This window comes from Pseudomonas sp. SWRI81, assembly GCF_014268545.1.
Taxonomy (GTDB): domain Bacteria; phylum Pseudomonadota; class Gammaproteobacteria; order Pseudomonadales; family Pseudomonadaceae; genus Aquipseudomonas; species Aquipseudomonas hamedanensis.
Genome location: NZ_JABWQS010000025.1, coordinates 50,206 through 75,983 on the forward strand (window position 1 = coordinate 50,206; position 25,778 = coordinate 75,983).

Annotated in this window: 24 protein-coding genes; all 24 read left to right on the top strand. The window is 60.1% G+C overall.

The window, feature by feature from the left end:
- The first annotated feature begins 540 nt into the window (after nucleotides 1-540).
- The gene (gene rfbF / locus HU765_RS16630) at nucleotides 541-1,314 is read left to right on the top strand and encodes a glucose-1-phosphate cytidylyltransferase (protein WP_186621771.1); all 774 of its coding nucleotides are present in this window, start codon (nucleotides 541-543) and stop codon (nucleotides 1,312-1,314) included.
- On the top strand, nucleotides 1,296-2,378 hold the full coding sequence (rfbG, locus tag HU765_RS16635; protein ID WP_186621774.1) for a CDP-glucose 4,6-dehydratase: 1,083 nt from the start codon (nucleotides 1,296-1,298) through the stop codon (nucleotides 2,376-2,378). Before rfbF ends, rfbG begins: the two co-directional genes overlap by 19 nt.
- A complete protein-coding gene (gene rfbC / locus HU765_RS16640) occupies nucleotides 2,375-2,935 on the top strand; it encodes a dTDP-4-dehydrorhamnose 3,5-epimerase (protein ID WP_186621776.1) in 561 nt (186 codons plus the stop codon). The genes rfbG and rfbC overlap by 4 nt, the downstream gene beginning before the upstream one ends.
- Nucleotides 2,932-3,804, top strand: a complete 873-nt coding sequence (locus tag HU765_RS16645; protein ID WP_189684277.1) for an NAD(P)-dependent oxidoreductase — start codon at nucleotides 2,932-2,934, stop codon at nucleotides 3,802-3,804. Before rfbC ends, HU765_RS16645 begins: the two co-directional genes overlap by 4 nt.
- A complete protein-coding gene (locus tag HU765_RS16650) occupies nucleotides 3,794-4,864 on the top strand; it encodes a class I SAM-dependent methyltransferase (RefSeq protein WP_186621777.1) in 1,071 nt (356 codons plus the stop codon). Before HU765_RS16645 ends, HU765_RS16650 begins: the two co-directional genes overlap by 11 nt.
- A 17-nt stretch (nucleotides 4,865-4,881) precedes the next feature.
- Nucleotides 4,882-5,619, top strand: a complete 738-nt coding sequence (locus tag HU765_RS16655) for a cephalosporin hydroxylase family protein (RefSeq protein WP_186550748.1) — start codon at nucleotides 4,882-4,884, stop codon at nucleotides 5,617-5,619.
- Between the two features lie 54 nt (nucleotides 5,620-5,673).
- The gene (locus HU765_RS16660; protein ID WP_186621779.1) at nucleotides 5,674-8,580 is read left to right on the top strand and encodes a TIGR00180 family glycosyltransferase; all 2,907 of its coding nucleotides are present in this window, start codon (nucleotides 5,674-5,676) and stop codon (nucleotides 8,578-8,580) included.
- Between the two features lie 23 nt (nucleotides 8,581-8,603).
- A complete protein-coding gene (gene pseB / locus HU765_RS16665; protein ID WP_186621781.1) occupies nucleotides 8,604-9,605 on the top strand; it encodes a UDP-N-acetylglucosamine 4,6-dehydratase (inverting) in 1,002 nt (333 codons plus the stop codon).
- A complete protein-coding gene (gene pseC, locus HU765_RS16670) occupies nucleotides 9,602-10,759 on the top strand; it encodes a UDP-4-amino-4,6-dideoxy-N-acetyl-beta-L-altrosamine transaminase (protein ID WP_186621783.1) in 1,158 nt (385 codons plus the stop codon). The genes pseB and pseC overlap by 4 nt, the downstream gene beginning before the upstream one ends.
- Before the next feature lie 29 nt (nucleotides 10,760-10,788).
- Nucleotides 10,789-11,409, top strand: coding sequence for a pseudaminic acid biosynthesis-associated methylase (locus HU765_RS16675; RefSeq protein ID WP_186621785.1), 621 nt, complete (start codon nucleotides 10,789-10,791; stop codon nucleotides 11,407-11,409).
- Nucleotides 11,406-12,101, top strand: coding sequence for a pseudaminic acid cytidylyltransferase (gene pseF / locus HU765_RS16680; RefSeq protein ID WP_186621787.1), 696 nt, complete (start codon nucleotides 11,406-11,408; stop codon nucleotides 12,099-12,101). The genes HU765_RS16675 and pseF overlap by 4 nt, the downstream gene beginning before the upstream one ends.
- A complete protein-coding gene (gene pseG, locus HU765_RS16685; RefSeq protein WP_186621789.1) occupies nucleotides 12,098-13,603 on the top strand; it encodes a UDP-2,4-diacetamido-2,4,6-trideoxy-beta-L-altropyranose hydrolase in 1,506 nt (501 codons plus the stop codon). Before pseF ends, pseG begins: the two co-directional genes overlap by 4 nt.
- A complete protein-coding gene (gene pseI / locus HU765_RS16690) occupies nucleotides 13,596-14,648 on the top strand; it encodes a pseudaminic acid synthase (RefSeq protein WP_186550734.1) in 1,053 nt (350 codons plus the stop codon). Before pseG ends, pseI begins: the two co-directional genes overlap by 8 nt.
- A 227-nt stretch (nucleotides 14,649-14,875) precedes the next feature.
- Nucleotides 14,876-15,802 (top strand): ketoacyl-ACP synthase III, encoded by a 927-nt coding sequence (locus HU765_RS16695; protein ID WP_186621791.1) that lies wholly within the window; start codon nucleotides 14,876-14,878, stop codon nucleotides 15,800-15,802.
- Nucleotides 15,803-15,888: 86 nt separating this feature from the next.
- Nucleotides 15,889-17,178, top strand: a complete 1,290-nt coding sequence (locus HU765_RS16700) for a 6-hydroxymethylpterin diphosphokinase MptE-like protein (RefSeq protein ID WP_186621793.1) — start codon at nucleotides 15,889-15,891, stop codon at nucleotides 17,176-17,178.
- Nucleotides 17,175-17,441: a hypothetical protein gene (locus tag HU765_RS16705; RefSeq protein ID WP_186550729.1), complete on the top strand. Its 267-nt coding sequence runs from the start codon at nucleotides 17,175-17,177 to the stop codon at nucleotides 17,439-17,441. The genes HU765_RS16700 and HU765_RS16705 overlap by 4 nt, the downstream gene beginning before the upstream one ends.
- A gap of 242 nt (nucleotides 17,442-17,683) precedes the next feature.
- Nucleotides 17,684-18,535 carry a flagellin domain-containing protein gene (locus HU765_RS16710; protein WP_186550727.1) on the top strand — a complete coding sequence of 284 codons (852 nt, stop codon included), beginning with the start codon at nucleotides 17,684-17,686 and terminating at the stop codon, nucleotides 18,533-18,535.
- A gap of 72 nt (nucleotides 18,536-18,607) precedes the next feature.
- Nucleotides 18,608-18,967, top strand: a complete 360-nt coding sequence (locus HU765_RS16715) for a flagellar protein FlaG (protein WP_186621795.1) — start codon at nucleotides 18,608-18,610, stop codon at nucleotides 18,965-18,967.
- A gap of 82 nt (nucleotides 18,968-19,049) precedes the next feature.
- Nucleotides 19,050-20,498 carry a flagellar filament capping protein FliD gene (gene fliD, locus HU765_RS16720; RefSeq protein ID WP_186621797.1) on the top strand — a complete coding sequence of 483 codons (1,449 nt, stop codon included), beginning with the start codon at nucleotides 19,050-19,052 and terminating at the stop codon, nucleotides 20,496-20,498.
- Nucleotides 20,499-20,627: 129 nt separating this feature from the next.
- Complete coding sequence (gene fliS / locus HU765_RS16725) at nucleotides 20,628-21,026, top strand: flagellar export chaperone FliS (protein WP_186550721.1); 399 nt, start codon at nucleotides 20,628-20,630, stop codon at nucleotides 21,024-21,026.
- A gap of 11 nt (nucleotides 21,027-21,037) precedes the next feature.
- Complete coding sequence (locus tag HU765_RS16730; RefSeq protein ID WP_186550719.1) at nucleotides 21,038-21,334, top strand: flagellar protein FliT; 297 nt, start codon at nucleotides 21,038-21,040, stop codon at nucleotides 21,332-21,334.
- Nucleotides 21,335-21,506: 172 nt separating this feature from the next.
- Nucleotides 21,507-22,982 carry a sigma-54 dependent transcriptional regulator gene (locus HU765_RS16735; protein ID WP_186550717.1) on the top strand — a complete coding sequence of 492 codons (1,476 nt, stop codon included), beginning with the start codon at nucleotides 21,507-21,509 and terminating at the stop codon, nucleotides 22,980-22,982.
- Nucleotides 22,983-23,092: 110 nt separating this feature from the next.
- A complete protein-coding gene (locus HU765_RS16740) occupies nucleotides 23,093-24,304 on the top strand; it encodes an ATP-binding protein (protein ID WP_186621798.1) in 1,212 nt (403 codons plus the stop codon).
- A gap of 5 nt (nucleotides 24,305-24,309) precedes the next feature.
- Nucleotides 24,310-25,692, top strand: a complete 1,383-nt coding sequence (locus HU765_RS16745; RefSeq protein WP_186621799.1) for a sigma-54 dependent transcriptional regulator — start codon at nucleotides 24,310-24,312, stop codon at nucleotides 25,690-25,692.
- The last annotated feature ends 86 nt before the right edge of the window (nucleotides 25,693-25,778 follow it).

The window sequence follows — 25,778 nt, forward strand, 5'->3', positions numbered from 1 at the left end:
TCCATCCCTCCACTCAGCCTCCCGAAGTCGCCCGTGGATCAAAAGCACTCGAGCTAACGCTCATTGTTGAGTGGGGCGGCTTCGCCGCGGGCAGCTGCGCTGCTTGCTTTTGCTTTTGTAGGAGCGAGCCTGCTCGCGATGACGGCCTGACAGCCGACCTGTTCTCGCTGATGTACTCGATTCAACTGTAGGAGTGAGCCTGCTCGCGATGACGGCCTGCCGGCCAACAAATTTCTACCAGATACAAACGATCCAACGGTAGGAGCTGCCGAAGGCTGCGATCTTTTGATCTCGCTCTTGATCTGGCTTTTGCTCCGGCTTTTGAGCATCTGCATGACTCGCAAGGTAACCCCGATCAAACACCTCCCGCCGCCGCCCCATCATGAGCTGGCGCGTTTCCTGCAAGTGCCCCGCAAATCGCCATAAAACGAGCGCTTGCCGTCATCGCAGCGGCGCCGCAGGCGGCAAAAGGGTTAGCCAGAAGGCTCGCAACGCTCAACAAAGCCATGCGCAGCCCGGTGAAGAACAAGAGGGGAGACGATGAAGGCAGTTATTTTGGCGGGTGGCCTCGGCACGCGCATCAGTGAAGAGTCGCACCTCAAGCCCAAGCCGATGATCGAGATCGGCGGCAAGCCAATTCTCTGGCACATCATGAAGCAGTATTCCGCGCACGGAATTCACGACTTCGTCATCTGCCTCGGCTACAAGGGCTACGCCATCAAGGACTTCTTCGCCAACTACTTCCTGCACACCTCCGACGTCACCTTCAACATGCGCGAGAACCGCATGGAGGTGCACCAGAATTACAGTGAGCCGTGGAGCGTCACGCTTGTCGACACCGGCGAGGAGACCATGACCGGTGGCCGACTGTTGCGCACTGCGCCTTACCTCAAGGATGAGGAAGCCTTTTGCTTTACCTACGGCGACGGCGTTTCGGATATCGATATTGGCGCGCTGATCCGCTTTCATGAAGCGCACGGCAAGTTGGCGACCGTCACAGCTGTGCAGCCTCCCGGCCGCTACGGCGCGTTGCAACGCACTGGCAGTCAGGTCATGGGCTTCACCGAAAAACCGCGTGGTGATGGCGGCTGGATCAATGGCGGTTTCTTCGTACTTTCCCCACAAGTGCTGCCGTACATTGCCGGCGACGCCACCAGTTGGGAAGCCGAGCCGCTGATGCAATTGGCCGAGCTGGAACAACTGCATGCTTATGAACATTCGGGCTTCTGGCAACCGATGGACACCTTGCGCGACAAGAACCATCTCGAAGCGTTGTGGCAGAGCGGGGAGGCCCCATGGAAGCAATGGGCCTGAGTGCAGAGTTCTGGCGCGGCAAACGCGTTCTGATCACCGGGCACACCGGTTTCAAGGGCAGTTGGCTGACCCTGTGGCTGCAAAGCCTCGGTGCGCAAGTCAGCGGTTTTTCGCTGGACCCGTCGACCGAGCCGAGCCTGTTTCAACTGGCGCGGGTCAGCGAGGGTATCAACGACCAGCGCGGCGATCTGCGTGACCTCGGCGCCTTGCTGGAAATCATCGCCGAGACCGAGCCCGAGATCGTTCTGCATCTGGCCGCCCAACCCTTGGTGCGCGAGGGCTATCGCGACCCGCTCGGTACGTACTCCAGCAACGTCATGGGCACGCTGAACCTGCTTGAGGCGATTCGTCAGGTTGGTGGCGTGCGCGCCTGCGTGCTGGTCACCACCGACAAGGTCTACGCCAACAAGGAATGGCTGTGGCCGTACCGCGAAGACGAAGCCCTCGGTGGTCACGACCCGTATAGCAGCAGCAAGGCCTGTTGCGAGCTGTTGGCGCAGTCCTACGCCGCATCGTTCTTTCCGGCGGACAAGCACGCCGAACACGGGCTGGCCTTGGCCACCGCGCGCGCTGGCAACGTGCTGGGCGGCGGTGATTTTGCCCCGGAGCGCCTGATTCCCGACGTACTCAAAGCCTGGAGTGCAGACGAGCCGGTGACCCTGCGTTACCCGCAAGCGGTGCGCCCATGGCAGCACGCCCTTGAACCGCTGGCCGGTTATCTGCAACTGGCGGCGGGCCTTTACGAGCAAGGCCCGGAATACGCCGGCGCCTGGAACTTCGGTCCCGGTGAGGCGGACATGTGCAGCGTCGGCGAAGTCGTCGAACTGCTCGCCAACCGCTGGCCGCAAGCCCGTGGTTTGCGCATCGAACCGAGTGAACTGCACGAAGCCGGTCTGCTGCGTCTGGACAGCAGCCGCGCGCGTCAGGTGCTCGGCTGGCAACCACGCTGGTCGTTACAGGCCTGCCTGACGCAAACGCTGGACTGGCATCTGGCCTGGCAGAACGGCGACGACATGCGCGCCGTGACCTTGAACCAATTGAATCTGTACAGAGAGCGTTCATGACCGATTACACCTTGCAGAAAACACCACTGGAGGGCCTGTACCTCATCCAGCAGAAAGTGTTTTGCGATGAGCGCGGGCGTTTCGCCCGACTGTTCTGCCAGAGCCGTCTGACCGCGCAGGGTCGTCCTTTTGCGATCCGCCAGATCAATCATTCGCGCACGGTCGGACAGGGCAGCGTGCGCGGTCTGCATTATCAGAAAGCCGGTTACGCCGAATCCAAGCTGATCACTTGCTTGCGCGGCGCGGTCTGGGATGTGGCGGTCGACCTGCGGCCGAAATCGCGGACGTATCTGCAATGGCATGCGCAAGAGCTGCGCGCTGACGATGGCCGGAGTTTTCTGATTCCTGCCGGATTTGCCCACGGCTTCCAATCGCTGACTGACGAATCGGAAGTGTTGTATCTCACCGATGCGGACTACACACCGGAGCATGAAGCGGGGTTGTCGGCCCTTGATCCGGGACTCGCGATCTCCTGGCCGCTGCCCGTCAAGAATTTGTCAGCCAAGGATGCCAGTCATCCGCTGCTCGACGAGCATTTTCAGGGAGTCGAGCTTTGACCGCGGCCACCACCACTGTGCTGGTCACTGGCGCCACCGGTTTCGTCGGTCGCCACTTGGTCAGCGCTTTGCTTTGCAGAAGCTTCAAGGTGCGTGCGGTTGCGCGCGACCTCGACTCGGCCCGCAGTTTGCCGTGGTTTGCGCAGGTGGAATTTGTCGCCGCCGATCTGCACGCGCCGGACCTTGATGTCGAGCGTTTGGTTGAAGGCGTGGATGTCGTCGCGCATTTGGCCTGGAGCGGCTTGCCAAACTATCAGGCGCTGTTCCATTTCGAACGCAACCTGCCGGCGGATTACGCATTTCTCAAACGCGCGGTCGCTGCCGGTGTGAGCCAAGTGCTGGTCACGGGCACATGTTTTGAATACGGCTTGCAAAGCGGCCCGTTGGCCGAGTCAGTCTCGCCCCAGCCCTGCACACCGTACGGCCTGGCCAAGCACACCTTGCGCCTGTTTCTTCAAGCCTTGCAGCATGAGCATGCGTTCTGCCTGCAATGGGCGCGGTTGTTCTACCTCCATGGCGAAGGCCAGAACGCCAACAGTTTGTTGGCCAGCCTGGACCGCGCCATCGATGGCGGTGAAGCACAGTTCAATATGTCGATGGGCGACCAGCTCCGGGATTATCTGGAAATTACCGAGGCGGCCTCACAACTGGCCTCGCTGATCGGCCGGCCAGATGTCGATGGCGTCATCAACTGCTGCAGTGGCCGGCCGATTTCCGTACGGGCGCTGGTTGAGCAACGAGTCCGCGAACGCCAGTCCACGATCGAATTGAATCTGGGCCATTACGGTTATTCCGCCCATGAGCCCATGGCGTTCTGGGGCGATGCCCGGCGGATCTCGCAACTGAAGGGGCAAGAACATGCTGCATGAGCTTTATCGCGCGACCGGCTTGCCGGTGTTGCAGAACCGCACGTTTGCCAGTGCCGAAGAAGCACGAGCCTCAGCGTCGGCAGATATCGTTCTGGTGCAGGACAGCCAGAGCGGATTGATCTTCAACCAGGCCTTCGATGCCAACAAGCTGAGCTATGACGCCGACTATCAAAACGAGCAGGCGCACTCGGCGCAGTTTCAGCAGCACCTCAATGATGTTGAAGCGATCCTGGCCCGACACTTCAAAGGCCGGAACCTGATTGAAGTCGGCTGCGGCAAAGGCTATTTCCTCGAGATGTTGCGGGAGAAGGGCTACGCCATTACCGGGATCGACCCCTCTTATGAAGGTGATAACCCTGACGTGATCAAGGCACCGTTCACCCGCGAGCTGGGGTTGGCGGCGGACGCGATCGTGTTGCGTCATGTGCTGGAACACATCAGCGATCCGCTGGCGTTTCTGGCGCAAATGGCGGCAGCCAATCAGGGCGGACAGATCTACATCGAAGTGCCGTGTTTCGACTGGATTGTCGAGCACAACGCCTGGTTCGACGTGTTCTATGAGCACGTCAATTACTTCCGCCTCGCCGACCTGCGCGCCATGTTTGGCAACGTGCTGGAGGCTGGACATCTGTTTGGCGGTCAATACCTGTACATCGTCGCCGATCTCTCGACGTTGCAACCGGCGCCGGTCGAGACACCGTCCTTGCTGACGCTGGCGAACACCTTCACCGCCAGTCTCGAGCGTGCCGTGCAGATCATTCGGGCCGCGCCGGCACAGGGCTCGGCCATCTGGGGCGCGTCGTCCAAAGGCGTGATCTATTCGCTGGCCTTGCAGCGCGCCGGTGTGGCGGTTGATCGCGTCGTCGACATCAACCCGGCCAAACAGGGGCGTTACCTGCCGCTCAGCGGTGCGCGGGTGTCCTCGCCGCAGGAGGCCATGGATGCCTTGCCGGACGGCGCCAACCTGTTTGTGATGAATTCCAATTACCTCGAAGAGATCAAGCGGATGACCGACGCACGCTTCGTCTATCACGCCGTCGACAGCGCTTCGTTCCAGTGACCCCTGAGACTATCAAGATGACCGAAAACAGCATCCATCAAGCCTTCGAAAACGAATGCCAGCAAGAGATCGCGCGTCAGGGTGACGACCAGAAAGTGGTAGGTCTGGCCCGGGAGTTCTTCAACGAGTCGGCGCGCCATAAATACAGCTACCACTTCTCGTGGATGGGCCGCCCGATCATCCAGCTGCCACAAGACATGATGGCCATGCAGGAGATCATGTGGCAGGTCAAACCGGACCTGGTCATCGAGTGCGGCATCGCCCACGGCGGTTCGATCATCTACTACGCCTCGTTGCTGGAGCTGCAAGGCCACGGTGAAGTGCTGGGCATCGACCTTGACATTCGTCCGCACAACCGCGAAGCGATCGAAAGCCACCCGATGGCCAAGCGCATCCAGATGATCGAAGGCTCGAGCATTGACGAGGCGACCGCGCAGCAAGTCCGCGCCATTGCCGAAGGCAAGAAAGTGATTCTGGTGCTCGATTCCAATCATACCCACGACCACGTACTCGAAGAGCTGCGTCTGTATGCGCCGCTGGTTTCGGTGGGCAGCTACTGCGTGGTGATGGACACCGTGGTTGAAGACATGCCGGCGGACTTTTTTCCGGATCGCCCGTGGGGCCACGGCGATAACCCGAAAACCGCCGTGTGGAAATACCTGGAAGAGAACAACGACTTTGAAATCGATCGGCAGATGCAGAACAAACTGCTGATCACCGTGGCGCCCGACGGCTACCTGCGTCGCGTCCGTTAATTCGCAACATTACCCAGCGTTGTTTCGGCGAGTCGCCGGTTGTGGAGAGAAGTTATGCAAGGCAAGTACCGTTCTGAATTACCGCTCGACGAGCTGTTGACCGTGGTGCTGATTACGCACAATCGGCCGGCATTCCTGCGCCGGGCGGTAAAATATTACAGCAGCTTGCCCTGCAGGATCATGGTGCTGGACTCCACGCCGGAGCGGCCCGAGGGCGATTTTTCCGCCGTCGACTATCACCACGTTCCGCAATTCGCTTACTGGGGCATGCAGGCCAAACTGGCTTACGGTGTGGAACAGCTGACCACGCCGTACATGGTGCTGGCGGCTGACGACGATTTCATCGTGCTCGATTCGCTCTACGAGTCCGTCGGCTTTCTTCAGGCCAACCGTGACTACGGCATGTGCCATGGCTATTGCCTGATGTACCTGGCTAAGGCCGACGGCGTGCACTACTTCCGCCGCGACAAAAAAGTCCAGGAAGACTATGCGTCCGACCGGGCGCAAGATCGCGTCATTGACTACATGACGCAGTACATCCCGCCGTTTTACGCAGTGACGCGTACCGACCTGATGAAAACCTGGCACTCATCGTTGCCGCCGGGGACCAATTTTCAGTGGCAGGAAATCGGTCACGTTTATTTCCTGCTGGGCAGCGCCAAAGCACGGATCTTGCCGATTCCCTATGTGGTGCGCGAAATCAACTATGGCGTTTCCGAGCACAATACCGATGTGTATCACTCGCTGACCTATCTCGATGCCAAGTCGGTCGCCGAACGAGAAGCCTTTGCTGATTTTCTTGTCTCGCTGCCCACCGGTATCGAAGGGCTCGACGCCCGACAGGCCAAGGCATTTGTGCTGGAAAGCTTTGCGGCCATGGCTGATAGCCTGGCTGTCCGCCGGGCGTTGACGGCGGAGTTGATTTTCGAGTCGACCTGGAATCAGCAATTGAGACGGCCTGATCGGCGTTTCGGTCCTCTGCAGTACGTCGAGATGCCGTTCTACAACCAGGCGTTTTTCGATCTTCTGGAACAGCTTGAATTCATGCTGCATACCCTGCCGGCCGGTCGTCTTCAACTGGAGGGGCTGGAAGGCGTGTGGACGCGTCAGGCGCACTTGCTACAGGCGCGCAACAACGACACGCCGGACAGCGTAGTTGACCGGTTGTGGCAAGCCCATGATCTGAATGCGTTCAACCTGACTGTGGCCAAGCGCCTGGCGGCGCAACTGGAACTTGCCGATGATCCGTCAGCCGCACAAGCTCTGAAAGAGTGGATCGCCCGCCTTGAGACCTTGACGGTTGGCGACCATCAGGCGGTCTTCGACAAAATGAAATCCGGTCGCCTGCTGCAATGGCTGGCCGCCCGCGCGCCGGCGATCGAGCAACTGAAATCGATAGGGCAGCATCTGGCGACAGACGGCGGACCGCAATTCGGCATTTTCCTGCTCGATCTGGATAACGACATCGACAAGTTGCAGGTGTCGCTCGACAGCCTGCTCGAAGGCCATTGCAAAGCGTTCAAGATTGTCGTGTTCACCACTGGCGAAGCACCGGCAGCGACCACGGCGCAAAACACCCTGCATTTTGTCCGGGTCACCCCCGGCAATGTCGTCGATAAACTCAACCAGAGCGTTCAGCAGTCGCCAAGCGACTGGTTGATGCTGGCTCAGGCCGGTGACCAGTTCACCGCCAGTGGCCTGTTGCGCGCCAGCCTCGAACTGATGTCTGCCGACGGTGTGCGTGCGGTCGCCACCGACGAAATCCAGCGCAAGGAAAACGGCGCGCTGATCGACGTGTTCCGCCCTGGTTTCAATCTCGACCTGCTGCAAAGCGTGCCGTCGCTGATGGCGCGGCATTGGCTGATCCGCCGCGAAGTCTTGCTCGAGGCCGGCGGTTATCAGGCCGACTTCAGCAAGGCGCTGGAACTCGATCTGTTGCTACGCATCATCGAGCAGGGCGGCCTTGACGGCCTCGCGCATCTCGACGAGCCGCTGCTGATCACCGAGCAGGCGCCTCTGGAAGAAAACGCCCACGAGCGTCAGGCGTTGCTGCGGCACTTGGGCAATCGCGGCTACAAGGCCAAAGTCACATCGACCACGCCGGGCACGTGGCAGATCGATTATCGCCACACCGAGCAGCCACTGGTGTCGATCATTGTGCCGGTCATCGATGACCTGCCGGTACTGCGTCGCTGCCTGGAAGGCGTGCTGCTCAAGACCCGTTACAGCCGTTACGAAGTGCTACTGGCAGCCAACGCCAATCAGTCGGCAGCGGTCAACGACTGGCTGGGCACGCTGCGTCACGCCAAGGTCAATGTACTGCGTGCCGATCAGCCGCTGAGCGAGGTCGCCTTGTACAACGCCGCCAGCGAACAGGCACAGGGTGAATACCTGGTGCTGCTGGCCGCTGACAGCGAGGTGGTCAATCCGAACTGGATCGACTCGTTGCTCAATCATGCGCAGCGTCCGGAAGTGGGCATCGTCGGTGCCAAACTGGTCGACCGTGACGGCAACATCGCTCAGGCCGGTTTGATCCTCGGCCTCAACGCTGGTGTAGGTTCGCCTTTCATCGGCGAACGACACACGGCCACAGGCTACATGCAGCGTTTGGCCGCCGAGCAAAATTACTCGGCCGTTTCCAGGGTTTGCCTGATGGTGCGCAAGGAATTGTTCAATGCCCTTGGCGGACTGGATGAAGCGACCTTCGCCGAAGGCTATGCTGACGTCGATCTGTGCCTCAAGACCGGGCAGGCCGGTTACCTCACCGTGTGGACGCCACTGGTGCAGGTGCTGCACACCGGCGAGCTGCCACAGGCGCCAGCGGCACTGGCAGCATTGCGTGAAAAATGGCCCGAAGCGTTTGCACAGGACCCGGCCTACAACGCTAACCTGGCCCTGACCGGCAAAGGTTTCACTCTGGGCGAAAATGCCTCGATCAATTGGGCACAGTTGCTCGCCTGAGCTGGCCGGACAGGAACCAAGACATGTTCAACGGTAAATCGATTTTCATCTCCGGCGGCACCGGCTCGTTCGGGCGCAATTTCATCCGTCGCTTGCTCGAGCAATACCAGCCCAAGCGCGTGGTGGTGTTCTCCCGCGACGAGCTGAAGCAGTACGAAATGCAGCAAACGTTCAACGCGCCGTGCATGCGTTATTTCATCGGTGATGTGCGTGATGCCGATCGCTTGCGTCAGGCCATGCGCGGTATCGATTACGTGGTGCATGCCGCTGCGCTCAAGCAAGTGCCGGCGGCGGAATACAACCCCACCGAATGCATCCGCACCAACGTCAACGGTGCGGAAAACATCATCGCCGCCGCGATCGACAACGGTGTGAAAAAAGTCGTGGCCTTGTCCACCGACAAGGCCGCCAGCCCGATCAATCTGTACGGCGCGACCAAGTTGCTCTCGGACAAACTGTTCGTTGCGGCCAACAACATTGCCGGCGAGCAGCAGACCCGGTTTGCCGTGGTGCGCTACGGCAATGTTGCCGGTTCGCGCGGTTCTGTGGTGCCGTTTTTCAGCCAGCTGATCGCCGACGGCGCGCAGGAGTTGCCGATCACCGACGAACGCATGACGCGGTTCTGGATCACTCTGGATCACGGCGTGCAGTTCGTGCTCGACAGCTTTGCGCGGATGCACGGCGGCGAAGTGTTTGTGCCGAAGATTCCGTCGATCCGCATTGTCGATCTGGCGCGCGGCATGGCTGAACATCTGCCGCACAAAAACGTCGGCATTCGTCCCGGCGAAAAGCTGCATGAACTGATGGTGCCGCTGGACGATGCGCGGATGACTCTGGAGTTCGATGACCACTACACCATTCAGCCGTCGATTCGCTTTACCAGCGTCGATGTCGATTTTGCTGTCGACAAACTCGGCGAGCATGGTCGTGCGGTGAGCGAAGATTTCGAGTACCGATCCGACACCAACCCGCATTTTCTCTCGGTCGGACAGATCGCCGATCTGCACGCGAAGCTGTCGACATGATTCCCTACGGTCGGCAAAGCCTCGATCAGGCGGACATCGACGCGGTGGTCGAGGTGCTGCAATCGGACTGGCTGACCCAGGGGCCGACCATCGAGCGTTTCGAGCAGGCGATGGCCGAGCGCTGTCAGGCCGATTTTGCCGTGGCGGTGTGCAATGCCACGGCGGCATTGCACATTGCCTGTCTGGCTGCGGGCCTGGGGCCGGGCGATCGTTTGTGGACTTCGCCGAACACCTTTCTCGCCTCGGCCAATTGCGGGCGCTATTGCGGTGCTGACGTTGATTTTGTCGACATCGATCCGTTGACCTGGAACCTCGACGCCTACGCTCTCGAGGCCAGGCTCGAACAGGCCGAGCGCGACGGCACGCTGCCTAAAGTCCTCGTCGCGGTGGCGTTCTCCGGGCAGAGCTGTGATCTGCGCAAGATTGCCGAACTGGCCGAGCGTTACAACTTCACGGTGATCGAAGATGCCTCGCACGCGGTGGGCGCCAGCTATGCCGGGCGCCCGGTCGGTTGCGGTGAATTCGCGGCGATGACGGTGTTCAGTTTTCATCCGGTGAAAATCATCACCAGCGCCGAGGGCGGCATGGTCTTGACCAATCGCCCGGCGCTGGCCGAGCGTCTGCAACGCCTGCGCAGCCACGGCATGACCCGCGATCCGCAACACATGACCGAGCCCAGCCACGGGCCGTGGTATTACCAGCAGATCGAGCTGGGCTTCAACTACCGGATCACCGATTTGCAAGCGGCGTTGGGCTTGTCACAACTGAGCAAGCTGGACGATTTCATCGGCCGGCGCCGCGAACTGGCGGCGCGTTACGATCAGTTGCTGGCGTACTTGCCGCTGACCTTGCCAAGCGCACAACCAGAGGCCGAGTCGGCGTGGCACTTGTACGTGGTGCGCGTGCAGGCCGAGCGCTGCAACCTGAGTCATCGTCAGGTGTTCGAAGGTTTGCGCAGCGCCGGCATCGGCGTCAATCTGCACTACATTCCCGTGCACTTGCAGCCTTACTATCGTGATCTGGGGTTTGCTGAAGGCGATTTCCCCGAGGCCGAGCGCTATTACGCCGAAGCGATCAGTTTGCCGCTGTACCCGTTGCTCACTGATGAGCAGCAGGATCATGTAGTCGAGCAACTGCGTCGACTGACCGAATGACCACCGCTGCGGCGATGAATGAGACTGTGATGCGTGAACTGAGCGAGCAGGAAAAATTCTGGCAGGGTGAGTTCGGCAACCAGTACGTCGAGCGTAACGTCGGCCAACCGCTGGTGGCCGCCAATCTGGCGCTGTTTGCCAAAGCGCTGAGCCGCGCCGGGCGCATCGACAGTCTGGTGGAACTGGGCACCAACGCCGGCAACAATTTGCAGGCACTGCATCACTTGCTGCCGCGCTGTGAGCTGTTCGGTGTGGAGATCAATGAAAGCGCCTGTGCGCAGGCCCGGGCGCTGGACATTGCACAGATCTGGCACGGCTCGCTGTTGGACTTTCCCCGCGAGCGCCGCTATGACCTGACCTTGAGCAAAGGCGTGCTGATCCATCTGGCCCCGGGGTTGTTGCCGAGCGCCTATGCGCAGCTTTACGAGCTGAGTCAGCGCTATATTCTCATCGCCGAGTACTACAATCCGGCACCGGTTGAAGTGTCCTATCGCGGCAACAGCGGCAAGCTGTTCAAGCGCGATTTCGCCGGGGAAATGCTTGATCGCTACGCCGATCTGCAACTGCTCGACTATGGTTTCGTTTATCACCGCGACGGGCAATTCCCGGCGGATGATGTCACCTGGTTTCTGCTGGAAAAACGTCCTTGAGCAACGTCGCAATCATTCCGGCACGCGGGGGCAGCAAACGCATCCCGCGCAAGAATCTGTTGCCGTTCGACGGCGTGCCGATGATTGCCCGCTCGATCCGCACCGCGCTGGATTCGGGCTTGTTCGAACAAGTCGTGGTCAGCACCGACGACGTCGAGATTGCCGACGTTGCGCGAGCCCACGGTGCCCAGGTGCCGTTTTTGCGTCCGGCAGCACTGGCCGATGACTTCACCGGCACTGCGGCGGTCATCGTGCACGCACTGCAGCAGTTACCATCCTTCGATTTCGCTTGCTGCATTTACGCCACTGCACCGCTGTTGCAGGCGCGCTATCTGCGTCAGGGCTTCGAATTGCTGGAGCGACATCCGGATCGATCATTTGCCTTCTCCGTTTGCGATTTCGCTTTTCCGGTGCAACGGGCGTTGACACTGGACGGGCAGGGCGCCTTGCACGCGTTGTATCCCGAGTTTCGCAACACTCGCTCGCAGGACTTGTCCGAGGCGTTTCAGGATGCCGGACAGTTTTATTGGGGGCGCAGCGAGGCGTGGCTGCGCGGTGATGTGCTGTATTCGCCCGCCAGCCTGCCGGTGATTCTGCCGCGGTATCTGGTGCAAGACATCGACACACCGCAAGACTGGAAGCGCGCCGAATACCTGTACGCCGCGCTCAAGGCCGGCGGAGAACTGCAATGAGAGTGCTGATTCGCGCCGACGCTTCGCCGACTATTGGCAGCGGTCACATTGCCCGCTGCCTGACCCTGGCGCGCGTGCTGCGCAGGCAGGGCAGTCACGTCGCGTTTGCCTGTCGGCGTTTGCCAGGGCATCGACTCGAAGCCCTGAAAGCCGAGGGCTTCGAGACCTTTGCGCTGCCCGAGCGCTATCCCGATGAGGACCCGCTGCAGGCCATTGAATCGATGTTGCCGTGGCAGTTCGACATCGACGCCCTGGGCCTGCTGCTGGACGGGCAGGCCATGCTCGACTGGATCATCGCCGACCACTACGGCCTCGATCACCTCTGGCAAACCGCCGCGCGACGCTGGGCGCACCGAATTGCCGCGGTGGACGATCTGGCCACCCGGCGCTACAGCGTTGATCTGCTGCTTAATCAGAACCTGTCCGGTCTCAGCGAACACTACGCGCCGCTGCTGCCCGAAGGCTGTCGCACCTTGCTCGGTCCGCGCTACGCGATGCTGCGTGAGGAGTTCAACTGCGCGGCCATCGAGATCAAGCCGAAGGCGCGTCGGGTACTGGTGAATTTCGGCGGGTTCGATGCGGCGATGCAGACCCATCACGCGATGTCGGCACTGTCTGATTTCACTGAATTGCAGGTTGATTTCGTCGCTGGCGCCGACAACCCGGCGTGGACGCAGATGCAGGCGTTGGCCGAGACGCGGCCGAACTGGCGCCTGCACAGTTTCGTCAGCGATTTCCATCAGCGCATGACTGAGGCGGATCTGTTTATCGGCGCCGGCGGCGGCACCAGTTGGGAGCGCGCGGCGCTGGGCTTGCCGACGATTTGCATCGCTGTGTCGAACAACCAGCAGGCCAACGGTGAAGTCATGGCCGCCGCCGGTGCGCACGTCTTTCTGGGCGCCCGTGAGCAAGTCAGCGTTGCGCAGTTGCGCGATGCGGTCGGCTTCGTCGCCAACAATTTTTATCTGCGCCAGAGTCTGGCCGAACGCTCGCGGCAATTGGTCGACGGACGCGGTGCCGAACGGGTGGCGGCGGCACTGGCTGGCGCGGTGCTCAAGCTGCGCCCGGCAACGCTGGACGATGCGCAGTTGTTGTTCGATGGGCGCAATGCCGAGCCAGTGCGACGTTGGTCACTGGAAACCGGCGTCATCGACTGGCCGCAACACGTGAACTGGCTGACGGCGAGTGTGCGCAATCCGCAGCGGCTGCTGCTGATTGCCGAGGCGGACGACGGCCCGGTCGGGGTGCTGCGCTACGACTTGCGCGGGTTCGAAGCCGAAGTTTCGATCTATCTGCTGCAAGGGCGTTTCGGCCTCGGCTGGGGCCGGGCGTTGCTGAGCCGTGGCGAGGCGTTCGTGGTTAGACATTGGCCGCAACTGACGCTCATCAGCGCCCGGGTCGTGCCGGCCAATCAGTCTTCGATGAAAGTTTTTCGCGACGCCGGGTTTACTCAAGAGACCTGCGCGTTCACCCGAGTTTTGAAGGATCACCCGCATGCCTAGTTTCAAGATTGGTCACCACACGATCGGTGCCGATGCGCCGCCGTTCATCATTGCCGAGATGAGTGGTAACCATAACCAGTCCCTCGACGTCGCTCTGCAGATTGTCGAGGCTGCGGCCAAGGCCGGCGCGCATGCCTTGAAATTACAGACTTACACCGCCGAAACCATGACCCTGGATCTGGCTGAAGGCGAGTTCTTCATCAAGGATCCGGGCAGTCTGTGGGCCGGGACGTCGCTCTACGATCTCTATGAAAAAGCCCACACGCCGTGGGAGTGGCACGCGCCGATTTTCGCCCGCGCCAAAGAGCTGGGGATGCTCGCATTCTCGACGCCGTTCGATGACAGCGCAGTGGATTTTCTCGAAAGCCTCGATGTGCCGGCGTACAAGATCGCCAGTTTTGAAAACACCGATCTGCCGCTGATACGTCGTGTGGCGGCTACTGGCAAACCGCTGATCATTTCCACCGGCATGGCCAGCATCGCCGAACTCGATGAAACCGTGCGCGCCGCCCGCGAGGCCGGGTGCAAGGATCTGGTTCTGCTCAAGTGCACCAGCACCTATCCGGCGACTCCGCTCAACAGCAACGTGCGCACGATTCCGCATCTGCGCGAGCTGTTTGGCTGTGAGGTGGGGCTCTCGGATCACTCAATGGGCGTTGGCGTGTCGGTGGCGGCGGTGGCGCTGGGGGCGACAGTCGTGGAAAAGCACTTCACCCTCGACCGTTCGGCCGGTGGCGTGGATGCCAGCTTTTCCCTGGAACCTGCGGAAATGGCCAGTCTGGTCGTCGAAACCGAGCGTGCCTGGCAGGCGCTCGGGCAGGTGCATTACGGTGTCACCGAGGCCGAGCGCAAGTCGCTGGTCTATCGCCGCTCGCTGTACGTCACCGCTGATATGGCGGCCGGTGAGCCCTTCACCGCAGACAATCTGCGCGCCATCCGCCCCGGTCTCGGCCTGCCGCCCAAGCACGCCGAAGCTGTCCTCGGTCGCCATGCACGCACCGCGATCAAGCGCGGCACGCCGCTGGACTGGTCGCTGGTCGAATAGGCCAATCTGCCATCGATTCGGCAAAATAGCGTGACCTGCGAGTCATAACGCGCATCTTCACTGTATTGTATTGACCGGGGAGATGGCGCCTGGCCCGTTTTGCGGTTCCAGTGATAGCCCTTTGCGCTTCCCGTGGCTGCCCGTTATGGCGGCCGTTTTCTGTTTGTCGGCGCCCCTCGAATCCTTGCGAGCGGTGGTTTTGGGCTGTTTTTTATTGGGAAGCCGTAATGATTGGCATAAAAAGCATTGCGAGCTACGTTCCTGTAGCCGGCGTGGACAATTACGCACAAGGTGCAAAATTCGAGAAGGATGAAGAATTCATCCTTGGCAAGATCGGTTCGGCGTTCCTGCCGCGCAAAGACGCTGAGCAGGAAACCTCCGATCTGTGCGTGGAAGCGGCCAATGCGCTGTTTGCCAGCAACCCTGAACTGAAACGTGAATCGATCGACGCGCTGATCGTCGTCACCCAGAACGGTGACGAAGAAGGCCTGCCGCACACCGCAGCCATCGTTCAGGACAAACTCGGCCTGCCGACCAACGTTGCAGCGTTCGACATTTCCCTGGGCTGCTCCGGTTATGTCTACGGCATCTACGCGATCAAGGGCTTCATGGAAGCCGCCGGCCTGAAGAATGGCTTGCTGATCACCGCTGACCCGTATTCGAAAATCGTTGACCCGGAAGACCGCAACACCACCATGCTGTTTGGCGATGCCGCCACCGCAACGTGGATGGGCGAAAAACCGACGTGGGCGCTGGGCAAGGCCAAGTTCGGTACGGACGGCTCCGGCGCTCCGCACTTGAAGGTCAGCAACGGCGTGTTCTTCATGAACGGTCGTCAGGTCTTCAACTTCGCTTTGCTGAAAGTCCCGGCGCACTTGCACGAGCTGCTCGATGATTCTGGCCTCAAAGCCGATGACATCGACGCGTTCTGCATCCACCAGGGCAGCGCGGCAATTGTCGATGCCGTGGCGCGGCGTTTCGAAGGCGAGCCGGAGAAGTTCATCAAGGACATGGTCGAGACCGGCAATACCGTGTCGTCGAGCATCCCGCTGCTGCTGGAAAAACACGTGCTCGACTCCGACTGGCAGCGCATTGCGCTGAGCGGTTTCGGCGTCGGCCTGTCGTGGGGCTCGGCGATCATCTATCGTCCGTAAGCAGGGTTAAAAACCACGGATACAAAAATAGCGTTCAAGGTTAACCTTGAACGCTATTTTTTTGCCTGAAAGGAGCGCGGGGCGCCATGAGCGAGTTTTTCCAAGCCAATGCCGAGGTGTTGCAACGGCGCTGGCCTGCGCTGTTCGAGCGACTGATGGCTGAAGACAGCGCGGCCGTCCAGGCCGAACTGGTGCAAGGGCTGGGCTCGACGCTGAGCGTTGGCGGCATTCAACTCACCAGCCGCCACGACCGTCTTCATGAAGCGCAAATTCAGGCGGCGAGCCTGCCCGATAAAGCGCAACTGCACGTCTATGGCACCGGCCTCGGCGATTTGCCCGGCCTGCTCCTGGAGCGCGCAGGACTGCAACGGCTGTACGTGCACATCCTCAACGGCGCGTTGTTCGCGCTGGTGCTGCAGCTGCTCGATCAGCGCCAGTGGCTGGACGATCCGCGCGTCGAGTTGTTCTATGCCGGTGATCACCCGGACCTGTTCACGCCGTTTTTTGCTTTGCCCGCCGAGCTGCTGCTGGCCGACGACTTCAATGCGAAGGTCCGTGATCGGCTGGTCAATGAAATCCACCTGACATTCAATAACCGCGAATTCGATGCGCAGTCACCGGCCATTCAGCAGCGTTTGCAAGAATGCCTGCCGGTGTTGCTCGGCGATGCAGATGTGGCGCAGCTGTTCGGCACTTGCACCGGCCGGGAGGTCTATGTGATTGCGACCGGGCCGAGCCTGGAGCAACATTTCGAACGTCTGGCAGCGATCCGCCAGCGGGCGGAGCGACCGTTGTTCATTTGCGTGGACACCGCTTATCGCCCCTTGCGCGAACACGGTATTGCGCCGGACCTGGTGGTGAGCATCGACCAGCGCATCAGTTTCCGTCATCTGCCTTTTGAAGAGTCCGACGGCATCCCGCTGGTGTATCTGCCGATGAGTGATCCGACGGTATTGAACGCGTGGAAAGGCAAACGCTACGGCGGCTATTGCGCAAGCCCGATCTACGCGCACTTGCGCGAGCAATATCCGCGAGGCCAGTTGCACGTCGGCGGCAGCGTGATTCACCCGGCGGTGGATCTGGCGGTAAAAATGGGTGCCGCGCGCATCACCCTGTTTGGTGCTGACTTTGCCTTCCCGATGAACAAGACCCACGCCGGCTGGGACGATGGCGATCTGGGGCCACCGGTGAATCAGGCGCGGCACTGGGTGCGTGACGGCCATGGCCAGCGGGTCAGCACTCAGCTGAATTTTCGCGGTTATCTGTGCGTACTGGAGCGTTATATTGCCGCGAATCCCCATGTCGAATTTTTCAACAGCAGCCGCGCCGGTGCGTTGATCGCCGGGGCTTCCTTCAATCCGGAGTTCATGCAATGAGTGCGCTGAGGCAGAGTCAGGATCAGTGCCGCCAATGCGCGGCTTTGTTTCGCCTGGGGCGTGACGTCGAAGCGGCACTGACGATGGTCGATGTGTTCGAACAGGCCCAGCAATGTCTGTCCTCTTCATCTGTAGATGTTCAGCAGGCATGGGCACAAGTGCTGATGCAAATGCTCGAATGTCAGGAGCGTCAGGACTGGTTGAGTCTGGCCGATTCTATGGAATACGAGCTGGTTGAATTGCTGGAAAGCGTGCAGAGCTGAAGCGCTCCATGGCGCTGGCCCGCGGCTTCGCGCTACAGCCGGTTTTATGACGTCATTTTTTCACGGTGGACGTGCTGCTAAGTCTTTGTTTTCTCGGGGGTGGCAGGGTGATGGCAAATTTTTTTCAAAAAGCCCTCAAGCAACCTGCAAACCCGACGATAACTATTACGAAGGTTCTCTAGGCCATACCCGGCGGTTGCCAGGGCCGGAAGCCGCAGTACCCAACCAACGAGGAATTCGTCATGGCTTTAACAGTAAACACCAACACCACATCGTTGAACGTTCAGAAGAACCTGAACCGCGCTTCCGACGCTCTGTCCACTTCGATGCAGCGCCTGTCTTCCGGCCTGAAAATCAACAGCGCCAAAGACGACGCCGCTGGCCTGCAGATCTCCAACCGTATGTCTTCGCAGATCCGCGGTAACACCCAGGCCATCCAGAACGCCAACGACGGTATCTCCGTTGCCCAGACCGCTGAAGGCGCTCTGCAAGCTACTACCGACATCCTGCAGCGTATGCGTGAACTGGCTGTTAAAGCCCGTAACGGTACCAACGGCACTGCTGACCAGACCGCTACCAACGCTGAATTCGCTCAGATGTCCGACGAGATCACCCGTATCTCGGCTTCGACCAACCTGAACGGCAAAAACCTGCTGGACGGTTCGGCTGGTACTGTGACCCTGCAAGTGGGTGCAAACACCGGTTCGGCTAACCACATCGACCTGGTACTGAGCGGCAAGTTTGACGCAGTAAGCCTGTCGGTAGGTAGCGGCACTCTGGCTCTGACCGGTGCCAGCCCTTCTGACGCTGCTGTTGCCATCGACAGCGCGATCACTGCAATCGACGCAGCTATCGCTAACATCGGTGCAACCCGCGCCAGCCTGGGTGCTTCGCAAAACCGTCTGACCAGCACCATCTCCAACCTGCAGAACATCACTGAAAACACCACCGCTGCTCAGGGTCGTGTACAGGACACCGACTTCGCCGCAGAAACTGCTAACCTGACCAAGCAGCAAACCCTGCAGCAAGCTTCCACTTCGGTTCTGGCTCAAGCCAACCAACTGCCTTCCGCTGTACTGAAGCTGCTTCAGTAATTCGGAATGAGTTTGAGCGGGGGAGTGCGCTTGTCGTGCTCTCTCGCTTTTTTACGTTAGGAGGTGATGGGCATGGACATGAGCGTAAAGCTTAACGTGTCTTATCCGGCTCCCAAGGCAGCGATACCGGTTGCTGACAAGCCGTCAGAGACACCAAAAGTTACGCAGGCCGATGCTCCGGTCGCTGACCGTAAACGTCAGGGTACGGATGACGCCAAGTTGAAACTGGCTGTGCAGGAGATCGAGAAGTTCGTCCAATCGATCAAGCGCAACCTGGAGTTCTCTATCGATGAGCACTCCGGAAAGGTCATCGTCAAGGTGATCGCAAGCGAGACGGGTGAGGTCGTTCGGCAGATTCCCTCCGCCGAAGCCCTCAAACTGGCGGACAGTCTTGCCAATGCAAGCCACGTGTTGTTCGACGCCAAAGTCTGATAAATGGCATGAATAGTGTTTGCTCGTTCCCAAGACGCCTGTAACGGTCAAAAGAATGGCAACAATCTGAAGGGAGATGCACATGGCAAGTCCAATTCTACCGGGTTCCGGACTGGGTTCCGGCCTGGACATCGGCGCGATCGTGACCGCGCTGGTCAACGCCGACAAGTCTGCCAAGCAGACGCAGATCGATACCGCGACCAAAACCAACAGCCTGAAAATTTCCGGCGTCGGTTCGCTGAAAAGCGCGCTGGCGGCTTATCAAAAGGCTATGGCCGATCTGAACAAGGCCTCAAGCCCGGCGTTTGCCGGTTTTACCGCAACGTCTGACACGCCAACGGTGGTCGGTGCTACCTCGGATAAAACCGCCGTACCGGGTACTTACAGCGTCGTCGTGAAAAACCTGGCCACCGGCTCGAAAGTTGCCAGTGCCGCCTTTGCCGGCGGGGCCGCCAGTGCCATTCCGAGTGGTACTCTGAAAATCAGTCAGAATGGCACTGATTACAATGTCGAGATTCCGGCCAATGCAACGTTGCAGTCCACGCGTGATGCGATCAACACCGCACAGGCCAGCAACGGTATTTCCGCGAACATCGTGACTGACAGTACCGGGTCTTCGCGTCTGGTGCTGAGCTCGAACAAGACGGGCGCCGGCATGGATTTGAAGGTCAGCGGCATCGCCGGCCTGGAAATCGACGGCACCCAGAAGATGGGCGACAGCCCGGCGCCAGGCGCGTCCGGAGCCGTCGGTAACCTGGCCATGGATGCTAGCCTGACCATTGACGGCCTGGCCGTTACGAGCAAGACCAATGCCGTGACCGGTGCAATCAGCGGCATGACCCTGAATCTGGTCACCGCGAGCCCTGTCGTGGGCGGTGTGCCAACGCCGGCGACTGTGTCGGTCGCGACTAATACCGCCGGGATCCAGACATCGCTGCAGACCTTCATCGATTCCTATAACACGCTGAAGAAAACGGTCGATACGCTGTCCAAGGCTACAGCGGATGCCGACGGTAATCTGACCGTGTCTGCCGCGTTTACCGGTGACGCTCTGCCACGTTCGCTGATGGCTGATATCCGTGCCCAGCTGACCGATCCGGGGGCTGGCGGGCAAGGCCAATTGTCCGTGCTGTCGCAGATGGGCGTGCTGACCGACAACAAGACCGGTTTGCTGACGCTCGACACCGCGGTGTTCAACAAGCGTATGGAAACGCCGGGCATGGCCGGCCAGGTTCAGCAGCTGTTCAGCGGCACCGACGCCAAGAATGGTTTATTGGCGCGCATGAGCGCGGCGGTTGATCCGTACGTCAAGACAGGCGGTCTGCTCGATCAGCGCAGCTCCAACCTGACCAATCTGACATCGAGCCTGCAAAAGCAGCAGGTGGCGCTGGATCTGCGCGTTGCCAACCTGACGGCAACCTTGACCGCCAAGTACAACGCCATGGACTTGCTCGTGGGGCAAATGAAGGCGACGGCGAGCAACATCACGTCGTTCTTCAGCTCGCTGAATGCTCAGCAGTCTGCGAAGTAACAAGTAGTAACGACAAAAACCCGGCTACGCTTTATCGGCGTGCGCCGGGTTTTTGTCTTTTGATCTAAAGTTCTGTGACTCGTTGGCGATACACTGGTTAGACGAGTCATTGTGGCAATGAGGTAGAACATGAATCCGATGTTAGCCCTTCGGCAGTACCAGAAAGTCGGCGCACACGCCCAGACATCCGAAGCGAGCCCGCACCGCCTGGTGCAAATGTTGATGGAAGGTGGTCTGGCGCGTATCGCTCAGGCCAAAGGCGCCATCGAGCGTAAGGACATTCCCGCCAAGTGCACATCGATCAGCAAGGCCATCGGTATCGTCAGTGGCCTGCGTGAAGGCCTCGACCTGGAAAACAATGCAGAGGCGCTGGCCGATCTGGATGGTCTGTATATCTACATGATGAAGCGCCTCGCCGAGGCGAACATCAGCAGCGATCCGCGTATCCTCGATGAGGTGGCGGGCCTGCTGACAACGGTAAAAGAAGGCTGGGATGCCATTGCACCTGTGCCGGCTCCGCAGTTCTGAAGGAGATCACCATGAGTCTTGTATTGCAGCGAATCGCCGATACCCGTGAGGCGCTGGTCAGTGCGCTGGCCGAACGCAACTGGGAAGCTATTGGTGAGCTGGATCTGGCTTGCCGTTCCTGCATGGAAGACGTCATGGCGGAAGCTGCGCTGGACGAAGTCGCCTTGCGCGACAACCTCGAAGAGCTGCTGTTCGTTTACAAGGAGCTTCTTGAGGTGGCGATGGGTGAGCGGCAGGCGATAGCCAACGAGATGTCGCAGATCACCCAGGCGCAGAAAGCGGCAAAGGTTTACCATCTGTTTGGTTAATTAACCCCCAGTTAATCCAGGCATATGCGCCATAAATTTGACTGTGCACGGTTTTTTGACTTAACTAGTGGCTGTTTCCAGATTTAAGGCGTCTACAGGCACATGGTGTCCTGCAAGCGTCTCGCTTGCCCCTGATTTCGGGCATTGAGTTGACTAGGGAAGTTGCTATTGCATGTGGCGTGAAACCAAAATTCTGCTGATCGATGACGATAGCGTCCGCCGCCGCGACCTGGCGGTGATATTAAATTTTCTTGGCGAAGAAAATTTACCCTGCGGCAGCCATGACTGGCAGCAGGCAGTCGGCTCTTTGTCGTCTAGTCGTGAAGTCATTTGTGTACTGATCGGGACCGTGAATGCTCCTGGTGCACTTTTGGGCTTGCTAAAGACACTCGCAACCTGGGATGAGTTCCTTCCGGTTTTGTTGATGGGCGATAATTCTTCCGTTGACCTGCCTGAAGACCAGCGTCGCCGGGTGCTTTCGACCCTGGAAATGCCGCCCAGCTACAGCAAATTGCTCGATTCGTTGCACCGTGCCCAGGTCTATCGCGAGATGTACGACCAGGCCCGCGAGCGCGGCCGTCATCGCGAACCTAATTTATTCCGCAGTCTCGTCGGCACCAGCCGTGCGATCCAGCACGTGCGTCAGATGATGCAGCAAGTGGCCGATACCGACGCCAGCGTGCTGATCCTCGGTGAGTCCGGCACGGGCAAGGAAGTGGTCGCGCGCAACCTGCATTACCACTCCAAGCGCCGTGATGCGCCGTTTGTGCCGGTCAACTGCGGAGCGATTCCGGCAGAGCTGCTCGAAAGCGAATTGTTCGGCCACGAGAAGGGTGCCTTCACGGGGGCGATCACCAGCCGTGCCGGCCGCTTCGAGTTGGCCAACGGCGGTACGCTGTTCCTCGACGAAATCGGCGACATGCCGCTGCCGATGCAGGTCAAGCTGCTGCGCGTGTTGCAGGAGCGCACCTTCGAGCGGGTGGGCAGCAACAAGACCCAGAGCGTTGACGTGCGCATCATCGCCGCGACCCACAAGAATCTCGAAAGCATGATCGAGATTGGCAGTTTCCGCGAAGACCTCTACTATCGCCTGAATGTGTTCCCGATCGAGATGGCACCGCTGCGTGAGCGCGTCGAAGACATCCCGTTGCTGATGAACGAGCTGATCTCGCGCATGGAACACGAAAAGCGCGGTTCGATCCGTTTCAACTCGGCCGCGATCATGTCGCTGTGTCGTCACGGCTGGCCGGGTAACGTGCGTGAGCTGGCCAACCTGGTCGAGCGCATGGCGATCATGCACCCGTACGGGGTGATCGGTGTGGTCGAGTTGCCGAAGAAATTCCGCTACGTCGACGACGAAGACGAGCAAATGGTCGACAGCCTGCGCAGCGACCTCGAAGAGCGTGTGGCGATCAACGGCCACACTCCGGATTTCGGCGCCAACGCGCTGCTACCGCCGGAAGGCCTGGACCTCAAGGACTACCTCGGTGGTCTGGAACAGGGCCTGATTCAGCAGGCGCTGGACGATGCCAATGGCATTGTTGCCCGTGCTGCCGAGCGTCTGCGCATCCGTCGCACCACCCTGGTGGAGAAGATGCGCAAGTACGGCATGAGCCGGGCCGGAGGAGACGAACAGGCGGATGATTGACGCCTGTTTTTCAACGCCTTCATTTATAAGCCGTTTTTTTTAGGCACGGGTATTGCTACATCCCTCGCAACGTTCCGTTTCACTGACGGTCAGCCAAGCGAGAGAGCACAATGCCCCAAGTCGCCCAGATCTCTTCTGCCTCCAACATCGTGGGGCAACCCTCATCCGTGGAGCAGGCAAGCCGTCAGGGACTTGAGCAGGCGTTCGCGCTGTTCAACCAGATGTCCAGCCAGTTGACCGACTCCTACAGCCTGCTGGAAGCGCGGGTCACCGAGCTCAAGGGTGAGCTGGAAGTGGTCAGCGCCCAGCGCATGCAGGAGCTGGCAGAAAAAGAGCGCTTGGCCAATCGTTTGCAAAACCTCCTTGATCTGTTGCCCGGCGGCGTCATTGTGCTGGACGGTCGCGGCATCGTGCGCGAAGCCAATCCGGCCGCCATCGATTTGCTCGGCTTGCCGCTGGTAGGCGAGTTGTGGCGTCAGGTGATCGCTCGCTGCTTCGCGCCGCGTGAAGACGACGGTCACGAAATTTCTCTGAAAAACGGTCGGCGCCTGTCGATTGCCACCCGCTCGCTGGATGCCGAACCGGGGCAATTGGTGCTGCTCAACGACCTGACAGAAACCCGTCATCTGCAAGATCAACTGGCGCGCCACGAGCGCTTGTCCTCGCTGGGGCGCATGGTTGCCTCGCTGGCGCACCAGATACGCACGCCGCTGTCCGCCGCGTTGCTCTACGCCAGTCATTTGACTGAGCAGCAATTGCCGGTGGAAACCCAGCAGCGTTTCGCCGGACGCCTCAAGGAGCGTCTGCATGAGCTGGAGCATCAAGTACGCGACATGTTGGTATTCGCTCGCGGCGAGTTGCCGCTGACCGACCGCCTTACACCTCATGCCTTGATGCAATCGCTGCAAGCCGCGGCGCTGACCCATGTGCAGGATTTGCCGATTCGCTGGCAGTGCGACAGCTATACCGGTGAGTTGCTGTGCAACCGTGACACACTGGTCGGCGCGCTGCTGAATCTGATTGAAAACGCGATTCAAGCCAGCGCCGCAGATGTACGTCTGAAAGTGCATTGCTACACCCGCGATAACACGCTGCGCCTGTGCGTCAGCGATAGCGGCAGTGGCATCGAACCGACCGTTTTGGCGCGCCTCGGCGAGCCTTTTTTTACCACCAAAGTCACTGGTACGGGCCTTGGCCTGACCGTGGTCAAGGCAGTGGCCCGGGCGCATCAGGGAGAATTGCTGCTGCGTTCGCGGGTCGGACGCGGCACATGTGCGCAGGTCATCCTGCCGCTGTTTTCCGCCGCACAGGGAGCTGAATAAACCTCATGGGCATCAAGGTGTTGTTGGTCGAGGATGACCGTTCTCTGCGCGAAGCGCTGGCCGATACGCTGCTGCTCGCCGGCCATGATTATCAGGCGGTCGGTAGCGCTGAGGAGGCGTTGACGGCGGTCGCGCAAGAAGCGTTCAGCCTGGTGGTCAGCGACGTCAATATGCCGGGCATGGACGGTCATCAATTGCTCGCCCTGCTGCGTGCGCGACAGCCGCAGTTGCCGGTGCTCCTGATGACCGCCCATGGCGCGGTCGAGCGTGCGGTCGATGCGATGCGCCAGGGCGCGGCGGATTATCTGGTCAAGCCGTTCGAACCCAAAGCGTTGCTCGACCTCGTTGCGCGGCATGCGTTGGGTAGCCTCGGTGCGAGCGCAGACGACGGCCCGGTGGCGGTCGAACCTGCCAGCGCGCAGTTGCTGGAGCTGGCGGCGCGGGTTGCGCGCAGTGACTCGACCGTATTGATCTCCGGCGAATCCGGCACCGGTAAAGAGGTGCTGGCGCGCTATATCCACCAGCAATCGCCGCGGGCCAGTCAGCCCTTTATCGCGATTAACTGCGCCGCGATCCCAGACAACATGCTCGAAGCGACGTTGTTCGGTCACGAGAAAGGTTCGTTCACCGGTGCCATCGCTTCACAGGCCGGCAAGTTCGAACAGGCCGAAGGCGGCACGATTCTGCTCGATGAAATTTCCGAAATGCCCTTGGGCCTGCAAGCCAAGCTGCTGCGTGTGTTGCAGGAGCGGGAAGTGGAGCGGGTCGGCGCACGCAAGCCGATCAGCCTGGATATCCGCGTGGTCGCAACGACCAACCGCGATCTGGCCGGCGAAGTGGCGGCGGGGCGCTTCCGTGAAGACCTGTTTTACCGCTTGTCGGTTTTCCCCCTGGCCTGGCGTCCACTTCGCGAGCGCACTGCCGATATCCTGCCGCTGGCGGAAAAGTTGTTGGCCAAACACGTCAATAAAATGAAGCACGCAGCGGCGAAGCTGTCGCCCGAAGCGCAAGCTTGCCTGACCGCTTATCCGTGGCCGGGTAATGTGCGTGAGCTGGACAACGCCATCCAGCGCGCGCTGATCTTGCAGCAGGGCGGTTTGATTCAGCCACAGGATTTCTGCTTGGCCGGTGCGGTGACATTCGCTCCTTTGCCGGTCGCGGCGCCGGCGATTCGCGAAGTGCAAATCGACGTGGATTCGGCCGGCGCCCTGGGCGATGACCTGCGCCGCCGGGAGTTTCAGATGATCATCGACACCCTGCGCGCCGAGCGTGGCCGGCGCAAGGAAGCGGCAGAAAAGCTCGGCATCAGCCCGCGCACCCTGCGCTACAAACTGGCGCAAATGCGCGATGCCGGAATGGATGTCGAAGGCTATCTGTTCGCCACCTGAGCGCTCCTGCAAAACATTCAGAATGCTTTTCTAGGAAGGGTGCCCATGAGCTGGCACCCTTGTTGCTAATACCTGTGTACCCGCCG